Consider the following 16,353-nt stretch of genomic DNA (forward strand, 5'->3'; position numbering starts at 1 on the left):
CGGGGGGGGGCGCCCCCCGCCGTCCGACCTTCCCCCCCCCCCGCCCCCCCCCCCCCCCCCCCCCCCGGCCCCCCCACGGCGGATGCTCGGTCTCGCTTCGCTCGAAAGACGTGGTTGCGGTGCGCTGGGCGCGTTGGTAGCGGAACTCAGCACCAGGCGCGCAGTGGAGGTGGACGGTGTGCGGCTTGCCACGGCGGTCGCTTGCCCCTTCGTCGCTTACGCGGCGGTCGCCCGGACGCGAGCCCGGCCGCGAACGGCGGATGCTGTTGCGTGTAGGCCATGCCTTCCGTATTCAGTGCTTGCCGTCCATTGTTGTTTCGGCAGGCCTGGATTCGAGATTGTGACGTCGGATCGGATCGCGGTGACGCGAACGGGTTGTCTTGTAGGGCTCAGAGTATCCGGGGCTCTCAGGTCGGGCACTCTTCAACGGCGGGAAGTCGTCGCTGAGTTTCCCGATGCTGCGGAGCGTGCCGGTACGCGGTTGCCGTCAGGTCCCGAGTTAGGCTCGCGCGGTGGAAACCCCGTTGCGGCTCGAGGTCATCGTGGCGAGTGTGCGTCCGGAGCGGTTCGCGCCGGTGGTCGCGGAATGGTTCCTGCGTACCGTGCGTGCCCGGACCGAATTCGACACGGGTGTCATAGATCTCGCGCACACGCCGTTGCCGGTCGAACTCACCGAGAACGACGAGACCGCCGCCTATCGCGCGCGATTGCGGGACGCCGACGCGTTCGTCGTCGTCACCTCGGAGTACAACCACGGCTATCCGGCGTCGCTGAAGACGGCTTTCGACACCGCGAAGCACGAGTGGCGCGCCAAACCCATCGCCTTCGTCTCCTATGGCGGTCTTTCCGGTGGTTTGCGTGCGGTGGAGCAGTTGCGCCAAGTGGTCGCCGAGATCCATATGGTGTCGGTTCGTGAAACGGTCAGCTTCCATCAGGCGAAGAAGCGCTTCGACGAGACGGGCGAGACCCGCGACGGCGCCGCCATCGACGCGGCGGAACGCATGCTGCGTCAATTGGCCTGGTGGGCACGTACTTTGCGAACCGCGAGGACGACCGATCCATATCCCGGCTAGCCCCGCTTGGGCGCCGGACGGGTGGGTGGGCGGTGTCGACGGCCTCGCCGGGATCGGCCTCGGTGTCAGGACGACCTGCGCGCTTCTGATGCTCAGCACCACGTGGCCACCGATTGCGCAGGCTTCGCTCTCGGGGCCAGCGAGCCGATGTCGAAATCGACATGACTCAGCGGCTGCGCTACTGCGGTTGCATCGCCCGTCGGCCGCGCGGCTGGCCGATGTAGGTGGCCTCACTGGGAATAGATACCAGCGTGAGGTCGACCTGCGCCGTGCCGGTGCGCAGCACCACGTGGTTGCCGATCGCGCCTGGCTGGTGGATGGCCAGGTCGGGACGGCTGGCGGGCCAGCCCATCGGATCACCCGTGACGTAGATGGTGGTGACGCCGGCGTGCGGGGCCGGTGCGAGCACCCCGTCCACGACCGTCGCGGTGAAACCCGCGTCGGACTGGTGGGTTTCGACCGCGATGGTCAAGCGCTCCGGATTGCCGATGGTGGTGACGAGGTTCTCCCAGGCCCGTGCCCGGTCGGTACGGATGAGGATCCGTTCGCCGACCGCGAGCGCCCGGAAGACCAGTTGCTGCGCCAGATACAGCTCGCCGGCGACGTACACCGTGGATATGCCCGCGCCGACGATGCGGACCGCAACGCCGTTGCCTTCGTCGTCCGAGCCGATCAGCTGGCCGCAGCCGGAGGAAGGTAGGTGCAGATCGTCGACGACATCGATCAGGTGCTCGATCATCGGGACGGTGTCGTCCACGCCGGGAACGGCCAGCGGCAGATGGGCCAGCAGCCCGTCGCGGTGGCGTCCGTTCATCGAGATCATGCCAGGCAGCTCGGACCGCTCCGGCAATTCGCGTGCGGTCAGCCGCCAAGCCGCGCCGATGCTCACCGTGTCGGCGGAACTACCGGGGCGCAGCCGCACCGCCACCGTGGTTCCGCGCGACGGCGCCACCCAGAGCTGGGCGAGCAGGTCGGATTCGAGTCGCTTGGGATCGATCGCGCTGCCGATGTTCACGCTGTTGCCGATTTCGGCGTAACGCCAGCTGTGTTCGAGCGTGCGCGGATCGTAGCCGCCGGTGATCTGCAGGACCGCCTTGCGGATCTCCGGCGCGGTGAGGATGCGGGCGTTGCAATCGGCGTCCTCGAGCGTGCGCATGATGCGCTGGGTGGCGATGGTGACCGCGCGCGACGCTCCTTCCGCGCCACCGCCGCGCCGCGCCGCCGCCTCCGGGCAGGCCACCGCGTCGAAGCTGATCGCCAGCCACACCGTGCGGTGCGCGGTGGCGGGCAGCGGGCCGAGCAACGATTCGTAGATCTTGCCCGCGGGAGTGCCGGAACGGCTGCGATGCCCGTGGCTGATGATGTCGATGCCGCTGAGCAGGATGTCGTGCTGGTTCAGGCCTTTCGCCAGCTCGGCCAGCGGGAGCAGATGCGAGGCGTGCACCGTGGTGCGGGCGATCCTGGTCAGCCCGCCGGGCGGGGGCAGCACCTCGACCACCGTCACCACGCGGCTGCCGTCCCAGTAGAGGCCGAGCGAACGTCCGTCGGCGCCGCGGAAGTCGACGGTGTCGCCGAGTTCGTAGTCACGATGCGTGAGGTAGCGCCACCAGGTGGCGGCCCAGTCCAGCAAAGTGCGTCCGGCGACGGGGATCAGTGGAATCAGCGCGACGACCACCGCCACGCCGAGCGCGAGAAGTCCCGGCAGGCCGGCCAACAGCGCGACGACTCCGACGGTCAGCCCGATGAGCTGGGCGATCAGCAGGTTCTGCATCGAGATGCGCCCGAGCAGCGGTCGTGGTCCCGCGCCTGCCGGTTCCGCCATCGTCGTCCCCCAAGTACCCGATATCGGCCGGTTCGCCGCGGCCGAGCTGAACAAGAGTCCCCGGGAACTGTACTGTGTTCGGCGAACGTGAGCACTGTTCGGGGGAGGAATAATGCCTTCAAAACCCACCACTCGCTGGCAGGTCAGCGGCTACCGCTTTCTGGTCCGGCGGATGGAGCACGCCCTGGTGCGCCGGGATGTGCGAATGCTGCACGACCCCATGCGTTCCCAGTCCCGCGCATACGCGGCCGGTCTGATCCTGGCGTGTGTGGCACTGGCCGGTTGCGGTGTGCTCGCGTTGCTGCGGCCGCAGGGCAAGATCGGCGACGACAACAAGATCCTGATCGGCAAGGACTCCGGCGCCGTCTACGTGGTGATCGACGACGTGGTGCACCCGGCCCTCAACCTCGCCTCCGCCCGCCTTGCCGCGGGTGAGGCCGCCAAGCCCGCCACCGTGAAGGAATCCGAGCTCGGAAAGAAGCCCCGCGGCCAATTGATCGGCATCCCAGGCGCTCCCGCCTCGCTGCCCCTCGACAAGGAGGGCAAGGGGCGCGCTTGGACGGTGTGTGATTCGTTGAAGACCGACGGCACCGATGACCGCAGCACCTCCGTTCTCGTCGGCGATCTGGAACTCGGCGACAAGGCGGCGGCGATGGGCAAGGACAAGGCGCTGCTGGTGAAGGGTAAGGAAGCGACCTACCTCATCTGGAACAAGACGCGCGCTCGCGTGGATATGAACGAACCGGCGGTCACCGGACCGTTGGGAATCCGTGGCATGACGCCGCGCCCGATCAGTGAAGGCTTGCTGAACGCGATCCCGGAGGTGGACGCGATCGTGCCGCCGAAGATCGATGATCCGGGTGGGCAGCCGTCCGGCTACTCGATCAACGGCCTGCGGATCGGCACCGTCGTGCAGATGACCGGCAAGTCGAACCAGAACTTCGTCATCCTGCACGACGGCTTGCAGCCCATCAGTGCATTCACAGCCGAAGTCATCCGCAGTTCCCAACGCAACCCGGATCACGGCACCGCCATCGGAGACTACGAGGCAAACAATGCGCCGCCTTCGAAAGCGCTGAAGGTCGACTCCTACCCCGATGTCGCACCGACCGTGATCGAGCCCAAGGCGCGACCGGTGAGCTGCTTGTCCTGGAAGCCCATCCCGGGAGTCGCGGGCAATGCCGACGTTGCCCTGCGTGCGGAACTCACTGTCATCGATGGCAGCGACCTGCCGATGTCCAGCAGCGCCAAGCTGGTTCCGCTCGCCCAAGCCGATGGCAAGGGAGACAAGGTGGACTCCGTGTACTTCAAACCGGGCTCCGGCGCGTTTGTCCAGAGCACCGGCATCGAACCGGACAGCCGCCGTAAGGACAGTATGTTCTACATCGCCGACACCGGTGTCCGCTTCGGCATCAAGGACGTCGAGGCCGCGAAAGCACTCGGCATGGACAAGGAATCGGACGTGACGCCGGAACCCGCCCCGTGGCCGATCGTCGGTCTGCTCGCAAGCGGCCCCACCCTGAGCCGCGAGGCCGCCATGATCGCCCACGACGGCGTCGCTCCGGATTCCGCCCCCGCAAAGCAGCCGGTGGCCTCGGCGAAATGATCGACTGGCGGATGCCGACACCTCCACCAGGCGTGTGACACAGGTTTCCTATCGAATTTCGTTCGACGGGAACCTGAGTCGCTCATGTGCCGTCCAATCCCTCCGACGGACGAGAATCGCCATTCGTGTTCGTCGCCGTAGCCGCGCAGCAGCTGCTGGACGGCGGATCTGGGAAGGCTTTCGCATGAATAGAAGAGTTTCGGCACTGGCGTCATTCGCTGCATCAGTTGCCATTGTCGGAGGAGTCTGCGCGCTCAATGCAGGGCAGGCGTACGCGGACCCGATTGCCAAGTACAGCAGCCCAGACGCATGTGAGAAGGAAGCGGCGAAGCGAAACGCCGAATACCGGCGTAGTAACGAGGGTTCGACTGCACCCGGGGTTACTTTCTACTGCGAGCCGTGGGAATGGGTGGAGACCAAATCCTAAGGCTTGTTCTGGAGGCCCAACTCTTATCCGTGATCACGCCCTGTGACTCGAACGGTTGTAGGCCCGTCCTATGACGGGCCTACAACCGTGTCTGGCGGGTCACTCGTCTTCGCGGACGCCGAATCGGCGGCGGATCGGAAACGAGGCGAGCATGCCCAGCACCAGTAGTACCGCGACGCTGCCGCTGCCGATCAGCGCTACATTTCGTGCGCGATGGTCGGGCGGTGGAGTCGGCGAAGGAACCCGCAATTGCACACTCGAAGCTGCTGCTGGGCGCTTTGGCGGGAGAGTTTTCGGTACTTCGGCGGTTAAGGCGGCGACCGGATCGACAGCGCCGTAACCGATGTATGGATTCCAGCCCTCCGCAGGGGCATGGGCGGTCGCCTCGATGCGCTTGATGACCTCCAGCGCACTCAGCTCCGGGAAACGGGCTCGCACCAGGGCGGCCACCCCGGAAACCAACGGGGTCGCAAAACTGGTGCCCTGAATCGGACCGAGCTTCCCTGATTGCTGGACGCTGCCGAGTTGAACCGCGGTTCCTTTGCTGTTCGGATCATTGAACAGTGGATCGAGGGAGGTGATGTTCTCGCCGGGTGCCGCCACACCAAGCCATGGTCCGGGCACTGTGAACGTCGACGGCTGCCCGTTCCCGTTGATGGAACCGACGGCGAGCACGTAGTCGTCATAGCGGGCGGGCGACACGTTCAGGTCGACTTTGCCCCACGGATCCGCGGTGGGGTCGAGCGGATCGATGATCGCGTTGTTGCCCTTGCAGCTGTCAGCGCTTTCGCTGCTGTTACCTGCTGCCGCTACCACGACCACGTCCTTCTCGATCGCGGCGTACCGGACCGCGGCGCCGAGCTCGGTGTCTTCAAAAGGCTCGGAGATCGGCTTGCACGCGACTTCGGAGATATTGATGACGGTTGCTCCCATGTCCGCCGCGCGACGGATCGCCGATGCCATGGTTCGAGTGGTGCCGTATCCCTGGGGCAGCGCATCCGGTCCTTTGTCCCGATTCGCTCCCTCCTGCTGGTACAGCCTGCTGGTCTGGCGGATCGTGAGAATTCGGGCCGCCGGTGCGACCCCGGAGAAACCCTGGCCGTCGACCTCCGTCGCCGCAATCAGCCCCGCGACCAACGTTCCATGCGCATCGCAGTCCTCGGTCCCGTCACTATTGCTCACATAGTCGCCGCCCGCGATCAACCCCGGCAGGCGCGGATGGCGGGCGACGCCGGTGTCGATGACCGCCACGAGTTGACCTGCGCCCTTCGAGAATCCCCAGGCATGCTGCAGGTCGAGGGAGCGTTGCGGCTCGGGAATCGAGGGCCCGTTGCCTCCCGAGCCGGTACTGACGCACGGGGTATTGGATGCCCGCTCGGTCTTGTCCGGTGGAGCGGCCGGCTCGCCCGCTGGCGGTGGCGTATTCGGGCTCACGGTGGGTTTCTCCGCTTGCGCAGGCGGGATTGCGGCCGTTGCGCCGACGGAGACGCCGAGCGCCAACACGCAGACTGCCGTGCCCAACCGAACCGCTCGGAAGCCACTGGCGATCAGCTGTTCGGAACTCATCGCTGTGAACTCACAGCCCGCGGACGATGGAGTAGAGGTCCGCCACCCAGAAGACCAGGGGCAGTACCGCGGCGACGAACGTGTACTCGAGCAGTTCGACGCCGCGCCGCATGGGTGGGGTGGCCGACTGGTTGGGGACGATGATGCCGAGGATCAGCGCCGCGACCAGGACCGCCATGGCCGCGCCGAAGACGGCCAGCGGCTGGTGCATCGCGAAACCGGCGCCAACCAGCATGATCAGCACGATGCCCGCGCCGCCTGCGATGAGCACGACGGCCTGTTCGGCGCCCGCGTAGGTGCGACTGCGGAACATCAGCACCACCGCGCAGACCAAGGCGAGCGCGATGCCGGGCCAGTACGGGTCGTCGGACGCCGGGTCGGTGGCGCCGAGCGCGCCGATGACGGTGACCAGCGTGGTCGCCGCGACCAGGCCCGCCAGGTACATGCGGGCCCGCTCCGACTTCACCCGCAGCACCTCCATGGTCGGCAGTGCGCGGTGATCGTCGGGATCGTCCTCGGTCGGATCGATGGGGGTGCCGGGCGAAGGCACCGGCGGCAGCGGCAGTTTCGCCAGCAGCATGGACACGCGCGGGGCCAGGGAAAGGCCGCCGAGGCCGAGCGCCGCCGCGCCCGCGCCGATCGCCCGCTCCGGCTGGTCGGTGAGCAGGCCGACCAGCGCCGCGGGCACGGCGTAGGTGGCGAGCGCGGCGCCGCCGATGAACAACGCGAGGCCGACGCCGGTGACCCGCCACGCCAGAATCGCGGTCGCTCCGGCCAGGACCGATCCGAGCAGGATGTGCGCCCAGCCGTAATCGTCGGGCACATAGAGCATGCCCGCGCTGAACGCGGCGGGCAGTGCGCAGCCGCCGAGCACGAGCGCGGTGCCGTTGTCGCCGTACATCCTGCTCAGCACCATCGCGGTGACGACGAGAAGGATCGCGACCACCAGCGCGATCGAGCCGCCGACCCCGATCGGCAGCGAGCCGGGGGACAGCAGCAGCCCGAGACAACCGACGATCATGGTGAGCGCCGCGAGCACCGAGCCGGTGATCCGCGCGACCCGAGGGGTCCAGCTGCGGTAATGGTCGGTGTCGGCGATCGCGACGTTGTACATGATGTCGTCGAACAGCGGGGTCGGCGCGGTGTGCGATGCGCTCTCCAGCATCAGCAGTTCGCCGTCGCGGACGCCGTGCTCGCCGAGGCTGAGCGAATTGGAGAACGGCGGATGGCCGATCCGGGCGAGCACCCATTCCGCGGGTTCGTAACGCTCGCCCTCGTTGTCGAAGTCGTTGGTGCGGCTGTGCTGGGCGACCATGTCGACCACGCTCGGAATCACCAGGGCGACCGGCACGTCGACCGGTATGGCCATGTCGACCTGCGTGTGCTTGGCCAGAATCGTCACCCGGGCGAGGTCGGGAGCGCGGACGATGCCGCGCGAGGATTCTTCGTCGATGTGGTCGAGCCGCGCGTGCGTCAAACTTCCCCCAACTCCGTCTTCTACCTGGTGATTCCACGGCACGGCGGGGCCTGGGGCGAGCTTGCGAACCCTCGGTCCGGGCAGCAGAATGCTGGTCGAACTGTACGACATGTCGGTTGTGACCTCTACACTGAGGCCGAATCACAGCTGGCCGAAGGGGGAATCTCGTCGATGAGCACTGTCCGCTTCCAGCGCCGTGCGCGCCGCGAGATGCCCCGTACGCCCGGCGGCGAGGTCACGCTGCAGCCGCCGCCCGAAATCCCCCGGGTCACACCGGGAAATCTGGTGCTCAAACTCATGCCGGTCGTGATGGTGATCGGCATGGTCGGCATGATGGCCCTGATGTTCACCCAAGGTGGCGGCATCGCCTCCAACCCGATGAGCATGATGTTCCCGATCATGATGCTGTTCTCGATGGTCGGCATGTTCGCGGGCCAGGGCGGGGGCAAAGGACAGAAGGCCGCGGAGGCCAACGAGGACCGCAAGGACTACCTGCGTTACCTCGACCAGGTGCGCAAGGACGTCAACGAGACCGCCGCCCAGCAACGAGCTTCCGTCGAATGGAGCCACCCGGAGCCCGAACTGGTCTGGATGCTCGCGGGCACCAGCCGCATGTGGGAGCGCCGCGCGGGGGACAAGGACTTCTGCCACGCCCGCATCGGTCTGGGCGGCCAGCGCCTCGCCACCAGGCTGGTGGCCCCGGAGACCGGTCCGGTCGAGGAGCTCGAACCGATCGCCGCGGTCTCCCTGCGCCGTTTCGTGCGCGCCCACTCCACCGTGCCGGATCTGCCGACCGCCATCGCGGTCAAGGGCTTCGCCACCATCGCGCTGGACGGCGACCGCGCCCAGGCGCGCGACATGACGCGCGCGATGCTGGTGCAGCTGTGCATGTTCCAGGCGCCGGACCAAGTGCTCGTCGCGGTCGTCTGCGGTCCGGACACCGCGCCGGAGTGGGAGTGGACCAAGTGGCTCCCGCACACCCAGCATCCCGACGCACAGGACGGCATCGGCACCCAGCGCATGTTCTACGGCTCGATCCGGGAGGCGATGGCCGGACTGCATCCGCTGCTCGGCAACCGGGTCAGGTACTCCCGCAACCAGCCCGCCAACGCGAACATGGTGCACATCGTCATCGTGGTCGACGGCGGTCTGCTCGAGGCCGAGGACGATCAGCTGCGCGAATCCGGCTACGAGGGCGTCACCATCATCGACCTGTGCGGCTACGCGCCGCGCCTCGCGGTGTCCCGTGGCATCAAGATGATCGTCGAGAACGGCGAGTGCGTCGGCCGCGGCGCCACCGGCAATCAGGAGCGGTTCGCGCTGATCGACCGGATCAGCCCCGAGCAGGCGCAGCAGGTGGCGCGCAGACTCGCCCCCTACCGTGCCGCCACGCAGCGCAGCAGCGACGCGGAGAACGACGACGCCGAGGTGATCTCGAGCTGGGCGCAGCTGATGGGTCTCGGGGATATCGGCACCTTCAACCCGGAGCACGCGTGGCGGCCGCGCTACGGACGGGAACGCCTTCGCGTCCCGTTCGGTGTCGGCGCCGACGGCCTCCCGGTGGAACTGGATATCAAGGAGGCCGCCGAGAACGGCATGGGCCCGCACGGTCTGTGCATCGGCGCCACCGGATCCGGTAAATCGGAGTTCCTGCGCACCCTGGTGCTCAGCCTGCTGGCCACGCACTCGCCCGACCAGTTGAACCTGGTGCTGGTCGACTTCAAGGGCGGCGCGACGTTCCTCGGCCTGGAAGGTGTTCCGCACGTCGCGGCCGTCATCACGAACCTGGAGGAAGAGGCCGACCTCGTCGACCGCATGAAGGACGCCCTGGCCGGTGAGATGAACCGCCGGCAGGAAGTGCTGCGGGCGGCGGGCAACTTCGCCAACGTCTTGGAGTACGAGAAGGCCAGGGCCGCAGGCGCCGATCTGGATCCGCTGCCGGCCTTGTTCGTGGTTCTCGACGAGTTCTCCGAACTGCTCACCCAGCACCCCGATTTCGCGGAGCTGTTCGTCATGATCGGCCGCCTCGGCCGCTCGCTGCACGTGCATCTGCTGCTCGCCTCGCAGCGGTTGGAGGAAGGCAAGCTCAAGGGCCTGGAATCGCACCTGTCCTACCGCATCGGCCTGAAGACGTTCTCCGCCAACGAATCCCGTCAGGTGCTCGGTGTGCCCGACGCCTACAACCTGCCGAACCACCCGGGTGGCGGCTATCTGAAGGCCGATTCCGGAGAGATCCAGCGCTTCCAGGCTTCCTATGTCTCCGGCCCGTATGTCGGCGGTGGCTCGCAGCGTGACATGACCGTGGCAACGCAGTCGGGGGAAATCGACGTCAGGGCGCGGCCGTTCACCGCGACCCATGTCGACTTCCGGCCCGCGGACCGCGTCCCGCTGCCGCCCGAACCGAGCCTGGAACCGGAACAGGACGAGGACGGCGAGCAACTGTCCAACCTGAACATGCTGGTCTCCCGGATCCGCGGCCACGGCCGCCCGGCGCACGAGATCTGGTTGCCGCCGCTGGACGAGGCGCCCACGCTCGACCAGCTCGTCCCACGCTCCGTCCTCACCGGCGAGTACTCCGCGGTGTCCACGCTGCGCGCCCCGATCGGCATCGTCGACCGCCCGTACGACCAGCGTCGCGACCCGATGGTCATCGACCTGTCCGGCGCACGCGGCAATGTCGCCATCGTCGGTGGCCCGCAGTCCGGGAAGTCGACGGCGCTGCGCACGCTCATCATGGCGATGTCGTTGACGCACACCGCCGAACAGGTGCAGTTCTACTGCCTCGACTTCGGTGGCGGCACCCTGGCGAGCCTGCAGGGGCTGCCGCACGTCGGCTCGGTGGCAAGTCGGTTGGACGAGGACCAGGTCCGGCGCACCATCGCGGAGATGACCACCATCGTCCGGCAGCGCGAGGCGCGCTTCCGCCAGCTCGGCATCGAATCGATGGCCGACTTCCGCAGGCTGCGCGCGATGGACCCGGCCAGCAGCCCCGGCGCCGCGGGCGCGCACGAGGATCCGTTCGGTGACGTCTTCCTGGTGATCGACGGTTTCAGCTCGATCCGTCAGGACTTCGAGATGCTCGAGCAGACCATCATGAATCTCGCCGTCCAGGGTCTGTCCTACGGCGTGCACGTGGTCATCGCGCTAAACCGCTGGGCGGAGGCGCGGCCCGCGCTCAAGGACCAGATCGGCACCAGGATCGAGTTGCGCCTGGGCGATCCGATGGACTCCGATTTGGGCCGCAAGTTCGCTTCCCTGGTTCCGCAAGGGCGGCCGGGCCGCGGTATGACCCCGGAGTGCCTGCACATGCTGACCGGCTTGCCCCGCATCGACGGCAGCTCCGACCCGACCGACCTCACGCACGCCGTCGCGGACGCGGTCGCGACCATCGCCCGGCTCACGCCGGGGCGTCATGCGCCGCAGGTTCGCATGCTGCCCGAGCAGCTTCCGCGCGAGCAACTGCTGTATCTGGCGGGCGATTGGCCGTCGCAGGTCGATCCGAACGCGAAGTGCCTGCGTATCCCGTTCGGCATCAACGAGTCCGAGCTCGCGCCGGTCTACATCGACTTCGTCGAGAGCCCGCACTTCATCATCATCGGTGACACGGAATCGGGAAAGACGACGCTGCTGCGTTCGCTGATCGAGGGCATCGCCGCGTCGAACACTCCCGATCAGGCTCGCTTCATCATCGGCGATTACCGGCGCAGCATGCTCGGCCTGGTTTCGGAGGGATACCTCGCGGGCTATGGCTCCACGGCGCCGCAGTTCACGCAGAACATGAACGACCTGGCCGCCTATGTCGGCAAGCGCACGCCGGGCCCGGACGTCACTCCGCAGCAGTTGCGGGATCGGTCGTGGTGGAGCGGGCCGGAGCTGTACGTCATCGTCGACGATTACGACTTGGTCGCCACCTCCGCGGGCAATCCGGTCCAAGCGCTGCTTGAGCACCTGCCCCACGCACGCGACCTCGGCTTCCACGTGATCATCGCCCGGCGTTCGGGCGGTGCGAGCAGGGCGATGTTCGAGGCGACGCTGGCGCGGATGCGCGATCTGGGCTCGGCCGGCCTCATCCTGAGCTGCAGCAAGGACGAGGGCGTCCTGATGGGCACCAAGCGACCGAGCCCGATGCCGCCGGGCCGAGGGACCTACGTCACTCGGAATGCCGAGGGCTTGGTCCAGACGGCGTGGATGCCGTCGCCCTGATGTCCGAGGTCGAGCTCGTCGTCACCGAGGCGCGCATCTGGGCGCGTGGCGCCGACACGCACTGGGACGCGCCGCCGTCGGTGGTTCTGGGCAGCAATGGCTTCGATTTCGTCGTGGGGCAGTCGCTGGCTCCGCCCACCCAGGTCGGGTCGGCGGTTCAGTTCGTGCCCGCCGACGCCATAGCCCTGCCACCTCGCACACCCTCGGTGGTGGACGCGATGAGCGCGGTTTTCGCGAGTGTGCTCGAGCAGCTTCGTGTCGCGACCCCATGCGGCCGGATGACGTTGATCTGTCCGACCGAATGGGGCGCTGGCCGTCGCGGCGTGCTCGATCAGGCGGCACGCCGCGTCGCCTCGGACGTCGCTTTCGAGGACATCGCGGTCCGTTCGGTCGCCTCGGACGAGGGCACCAGCCACAGCAGGCGGACGCTGGTACTGGAATTCGGCACGCTGGCCACTACTGCGTCGGCGGTCATCCGAAGTCATCGCGGCGTGCACATCGAGTCCTGTGAGCACGAGCCGACGCTCGCGTTGGCCGAAATAGCGGACGGATCAGCGGGTTTCGCCGAACTATGCGGCCTGCTCACTCGAGTGCTCGATACCGGACCCATCGACCTCGTGCAGGTGGTGGGTGTCAGCGACCCCGGGAAAGTCGACTTGATCCGTGGGGCGGTGCGGCAGGCCATCGGCGCCGATGCCGAACTGCGCCCGGTCGCCGGTTCCGATCTGGTCCGAGGGCGCGGGGCCGAGCCACGCGAAACACCCGCCGCACCGACCGAGTGGATGCGACCGCTTCGCGAGCGTGCCGCGGCACGGCCGCCCCGGCACAGCACGGCGCGGATCGCGCTGATGGCGCTCACGGCCGTGGTGGTCGTCGCTCTGACGATCGTCGGCGCGATCGTCTTGTCCGGTCGCGGAGGTGACGAGATCGCCGCGGCGCCGAGTCCGGAAGTGGCGTCACCGACCGCCGCGCCGCCGCCCGGCGCCCCACCGGCCGAGTCGGCGCCGGAGGCGTTCGGACGGCTCCGCTTCCGGGTCCCTCCGGGCTGGCGCATCACCCAGTCGCCGGATACGGGACGTGCTCGGGTCGATCTGGTACCCGAAACCGCTGCGCGGCAGCGGATCACGCTGATGCAGGCGCCGCTGACAGCGTCGTCCGGTTACGCACAGGTCGCGGCGAAATTGGAAGCACAGATCGCGCAGCGCCCACCGGGGGTGCTGACCGACCTGCGGCAGGATGTCATGTTCGGCGGCCGCTCCGGACTCGCCTATCTGGAACATCCAGGAGACGGATCAACGGTCCACTGGCATGTCCTGCTCGAGTACGGGATTCAGATCAGCATCGGTTGCCAGTACGCGGGAGACGACTGGGGACGATTGGAAGCCCCGTGCTCGCATTTCGGAGATACGGTCCGCGTCGTCCCGTAACCGGCGCGAGCACCTGAACGAACGCACCGCGGCGCAGAACGATTCGAGCCCCCGGTACCGAGTACCGGGGGCTCGAATCAGCCGAGACGGGATCTCAGAAGAGGCCCGCCAAGGCGGTGTCGGTGCCCTGCAGGTCGGAGTTGCCGCTGCTGACCAGCTTGCCAGCGCTTTCCAGCGTGGTGTTGAGCTGGGTGACCTGCGTGTTCCACTGGGCCTGCAGCGAGGCGAACGCGTCGTTCGCGTCACCCTTCCAGTAGTTGGTCACGAAGTCGGTGACCTGCTTGTGGAAATCTTCGAGCATGGTCATGACGCTGCGCGCCTCGGCCACGATGGCCTGGGCGCCCGCCTCGACCTCGCCGAAGTTCGAAGCAATCCGACCGGGGTCGTTCGCTACCATGGGGAGCTCCTTGTTGTCTGTGGTTCGGCTGTCGGATCAGGGAAGGTCCAGGCTGGAGGCCTGCGCGGCCACCTGCTGGGCGAACTGCTGGTCCTGATCGGCGAACTTCCGGCCGGCGTGGGCGAGCTTGTCCGACGTCTGATCCAGCTGATCGTTCAGCTTCCGCGCCTGGGCGAAGTAGCTGTCCATGAACGTGTCGAACGCCTGACGGGCAGCACCGCTCCAGGTGGCGGTGGTCTGATCCGACTTGCTGTTCAGTGCGGTGATGGCGGTCTGCAGATCCTGGTGCCGCTGCCGGCAGTTGTCTACAAACTTCGAGATCGCCTCTTCGCTCGCTTCGAGCTGTCCTGCCATTTCGGCTCCTTTCGGGTTCCCGTCTCGGCCAACGGCGGAAGCCTCAGTTGGCCTGTACATCTGGTTGGACGCGGTGCGGGTCTGATCGGTTCCATCCGACTCGAGAAAAGTTCGGCATCGCCCCACGGGATCAGCGCCCAGCGCCCCTCAGCCCGGCTCGTCCGTAGATTTCGGCGGCCGCGCACGGGCCTGCTCGGAAGACCACGATGCGATCCGGGTCTGCATGACTTGTAACGCCAGCGCTCGGCTCCCCTCCTTCCCCCTGCTCGCTGCTGTAATGATCGGCGAGTGGGCTGGCTGCGGTACACCTTACCGAACGCCTAAGTCCGCCGCTACCAGCAGATTGCCGAAGGCCAGTGGTCTCGGAAATCGAAAAGCCCACGAACCCTTACGTTCAGCGGATGCGACCGAATCACTTCACGCGATTGCGCAGCACCGGCACCAAGCGGTCGAGCAGAGTCTGCTGGGACGACTCGCTCCAGTCGCGGACCGCGGCGACGGCCGCGGGATCGTCCAGTGGAATGACCGTGGCCCGGGTACCCGCGACCTGGTACGGAAGGCCGAGCAGGCCACCGCCGCCGGCTTTTTCGTCGCTGCGCACGGCCAGCACGTAGCCATCCGCCGCCACTTCGAGCCGGGTGGATCCGGTCAGCTCGCGAGGCGATGTCTCCTCGCCCTGCCGCCGGTAGTTGAGGTTGTAGACGAACCCGAGATCCTCCAGGAACTCGGTCTGCGGTGTGCCGCCGAGAAAGATCGAGATCTGCGAGCCACGCGGCACGTCGACCATCGTGATCGTCTTGCCCCGGAACGCCGGATTGTCCGCACGCGCCCGGTCCAGCGGCGACAGGACGGCCGTGCTGCTCGGCGTGGCGACGGCGGGCCCGGATGCGGGCTCATCGCGGTTGAGTGCCCAAATGCCGACCCCCGCGGCGAGCACGACGGTCACCACGCCCGCGGCGGCGGCGAGCAGCCGGTTCTTGCGCGTGGGCCGTGCGGCGGCGCTCGCCGGCCCGGAGACGGCCACGCGGGGATCGGTCCCCGGCCGCGGATTCAAGACCTGGATCGGATAGGTGGGGGAAGTGTTGGTGGCGACGGGGTTGTAGCCGGGCACGAGGGCGCTCGCCGCCGCATCGGTGAACTCCCGGCAGCTGTTGAATCTTTCGGCGGGATTCTTCGCCATCGCGCGGGCGAAGACATGATCGATGGCCTGGGGGAGGCCGGGATTGACCGCGGTGGCCAGCGGCGGGGGTTCGTGGAGATGCCCCATCATCACCAGCGCGGGCTGCGTTCCCGGGTAAGGATTGCGCGCGGTGAGCAACTTGAAGAACGAGCACGCGAGGCTGTAGACGTCGGCGCGATGGTCGAGCGGGCCGCCGGTGAGCTGCTCGGGCGGTGCGTAGGCGATGGTCGCGACGAAGCTGCCGGTCTGCGTGAGTTCGGTGGTGTCGTCATTGGCCTTGGCCACGCCGAAATCCGTCAGCAGCACGCGTTCTTCTTCACCGTCGACAGGTGTGGACAGCAGGAAATTCGCCGGTTTGACGTCGCGGTGCAGCAGACCCTTGCGGTGCGCGTAATCGAGGCCTTTGCCGACTTCGGTGGTGATGCGCAGTGCGCGAAGCGGATTCATCGCATGCGGGTCGCGGGCGAGTTCGGCGGAGGCATCGGTACCGTCCACGTATTGCATGGCGATCCACAACTGGCCTTGTTCTTCACCGCGGTTGTAAACCGAGACGATGTTCGGATGATCCAGTCCGGCGGCCAGATTGGCTTCGCGTTCGAAGCGGGTGCGGAACTCGTAGTCGCGACTGAGTTCGCCGCCGAGCACTTTCAGCGCGTCGGTTCTGGGCAGACTGGGATGTTTGGCCAGGTAGACCGTGCCCATGCCGCCCGCGCCGAGTACACGGATTATGCGGTACCCGCCGACGATGGTCCCCGGGCTCATCGCCATATGCACGATCTCCTGACTCCACGCGGGCCGCTGGCGTTCGCCACGCAGCATAC

The 16,353-nt window shown here is 67.4% G+C and carries 10 protein-coding genes; 4 read left to right on the forward strand and 6 right to left on the reverse strand.

The features are described from left to right. The first annotated feature begins 512 nt into the window (after nt 1-512). Nucleotides 513-1,073 (forward strand): NADPH-dependent FMN reductase, encoded by a 561-nt coding sequence (locus ACWDMM_RS24615; RefSeq protein ID WP_357208721.1) that lies wholly within the window; start codon nt 513-515, stop codon nt 1,071-1,073. A 178-nt stretch (nt 1,074-1,251) separates the two neighbouring features. On the opposite strand, the gene eccE is transcribed toward ACWDMM_RS24615, so the two are convergent. Beyond that, nucleotides 1,252-2,895: a type VII secretion protein EccE gene (gene eccE, locus ACWDMM_RS24620; RefSeq protein ID WP_357208722.1), complete on the reverse strand. Its 1,644-nt coding sequence runs from the start codon at nt 2,893-2,895 to the stop codon at nt 1,252-1,254. A 112-nt stretch (nt 2,896-3,007) separates the two neighbouring features. On the opposite strand from eccE, the gene eccB reads away from it, so the two are divergent. Beyond that, on the forward strand, nt 3,008-4,501 hold the full coding sequence (gene eccB, locus ACWDMM_RS24625; protein ID WP_195080424.1) for a type VII secretion protein EccB: 1,494 nt from the start codon (nt 3,008-3,010) through the stop codon (nt 4,499-4,501). Nucleotides 4,502-5,027: 526 nt separating this feature from the next. On the opposite strand, the gene mycP is transcribed toward eccB, so the two are convergent. Beyond that, a complete protein-coding gene (gene mycP / locus ACWDMM_RS24630; protein ID WP_195080425.1) occupies nt 5,028-6,494 on the reverse strand; it encodes a type VII secretion-associated serine protease mycosin in 1,467 nt (488 codons plus the stop codon). A gap of 10 nt (nt 6,495-6,504) precedes the next feature. Then, nucleotides 6,505-7,971 carry a type VII secretion integral membrane protein EccD gene (gene eccD / locus ACWDMM_RS24635; protein WP_195080426.1) on the reverse strand — a complete coding sequence of 489 codons (1,467 nt, stop codon included), beginning with the start codon at nt 7,969-7,971 and terminating at the stop codon, nt 6,505-6,507. A gap of 171 nt (nt 7,972-8,142) precedes the next feature. Between eccD and eccCa the strand changes: the two genes are divergently transcribed. Both eccCa and ACWDMM_RS24645 read left to right on the forward strand, forming a co-directional pair. Beyond that, nucleotides 8,143-12,174, forward strand: coding sequence for a type VII secretion protein EccCa (gene eccCa / locus ACWDMM_RS24640; protein ID WP_449939757.1), 4,032 nt, complete (start codon nt 8,143-8,145; stop codon nt 12,172-12,174). Next, nucleotides 12,174-13,601, forward strand: a complete 1,428-nt coding sequence (locus ACWDMM_RS24645; RefSeq protein ID WP_449939758.1) for a type VII secretion-associated protein — start codon at nt 12,174-12,176, stop codon at nt 13,599-13,601. Before eccCa ends, ACWDMM_RS24645 begins: the two co-directional genes overlap by 1 nt. 94 nt (nt 13,602-13,695) lie before the next feature. Here the strand turns inward: ACWDMM_RS24645 and ACWDMM_RS24650 are convergent, their stop codons facing one another. From ACWDMM_RS24650 to ACWDMM_RS24660, 3 genes are all read right to left on the reverse strand, one after another. Continuing rightward, nucleotides 13,696-13,998: a WXG100 family type VII secretion target gene (locus tag ACWDMM_RS24650; protein WP_039795677.1), complete on the reverse strand. Its 303-nt coding sequence runs from the start codon at nt 13,996-13,998 to the stop codon at nt 13,696-13,698. Between the two features lie 36 nt (nt 13,999-14,034). Next, nucleotides 14,035-14,352, reverse strand: a complete 318-nt coding sequence (locus ACWDMM_RS24655) for a WXG100 family type VII secretion target (RefSeq protein ID WP_039795679.1) — start codon at nt 14,350-14,352, stop codon at nt 14,035-14,037. A gap of 412 nt (nt 14,353-14,764) precedes the next feature. After that, a complete protein-coding gene (locus ACWDMM_RS24660; protein WP_195080429.1) occupies nt 14,765-16,300 on the reverse strand; it encodes a serine/threonine-protein kinase in 1,536 nt (511 codons plus the stop codon). Nucleotides 16,301-16,353 lie beyond the last annotated feature (53 nt).

The sequence above is a fragment of the Nocardia sp. NPDC003726 genome, assembly GCF_053586955.1.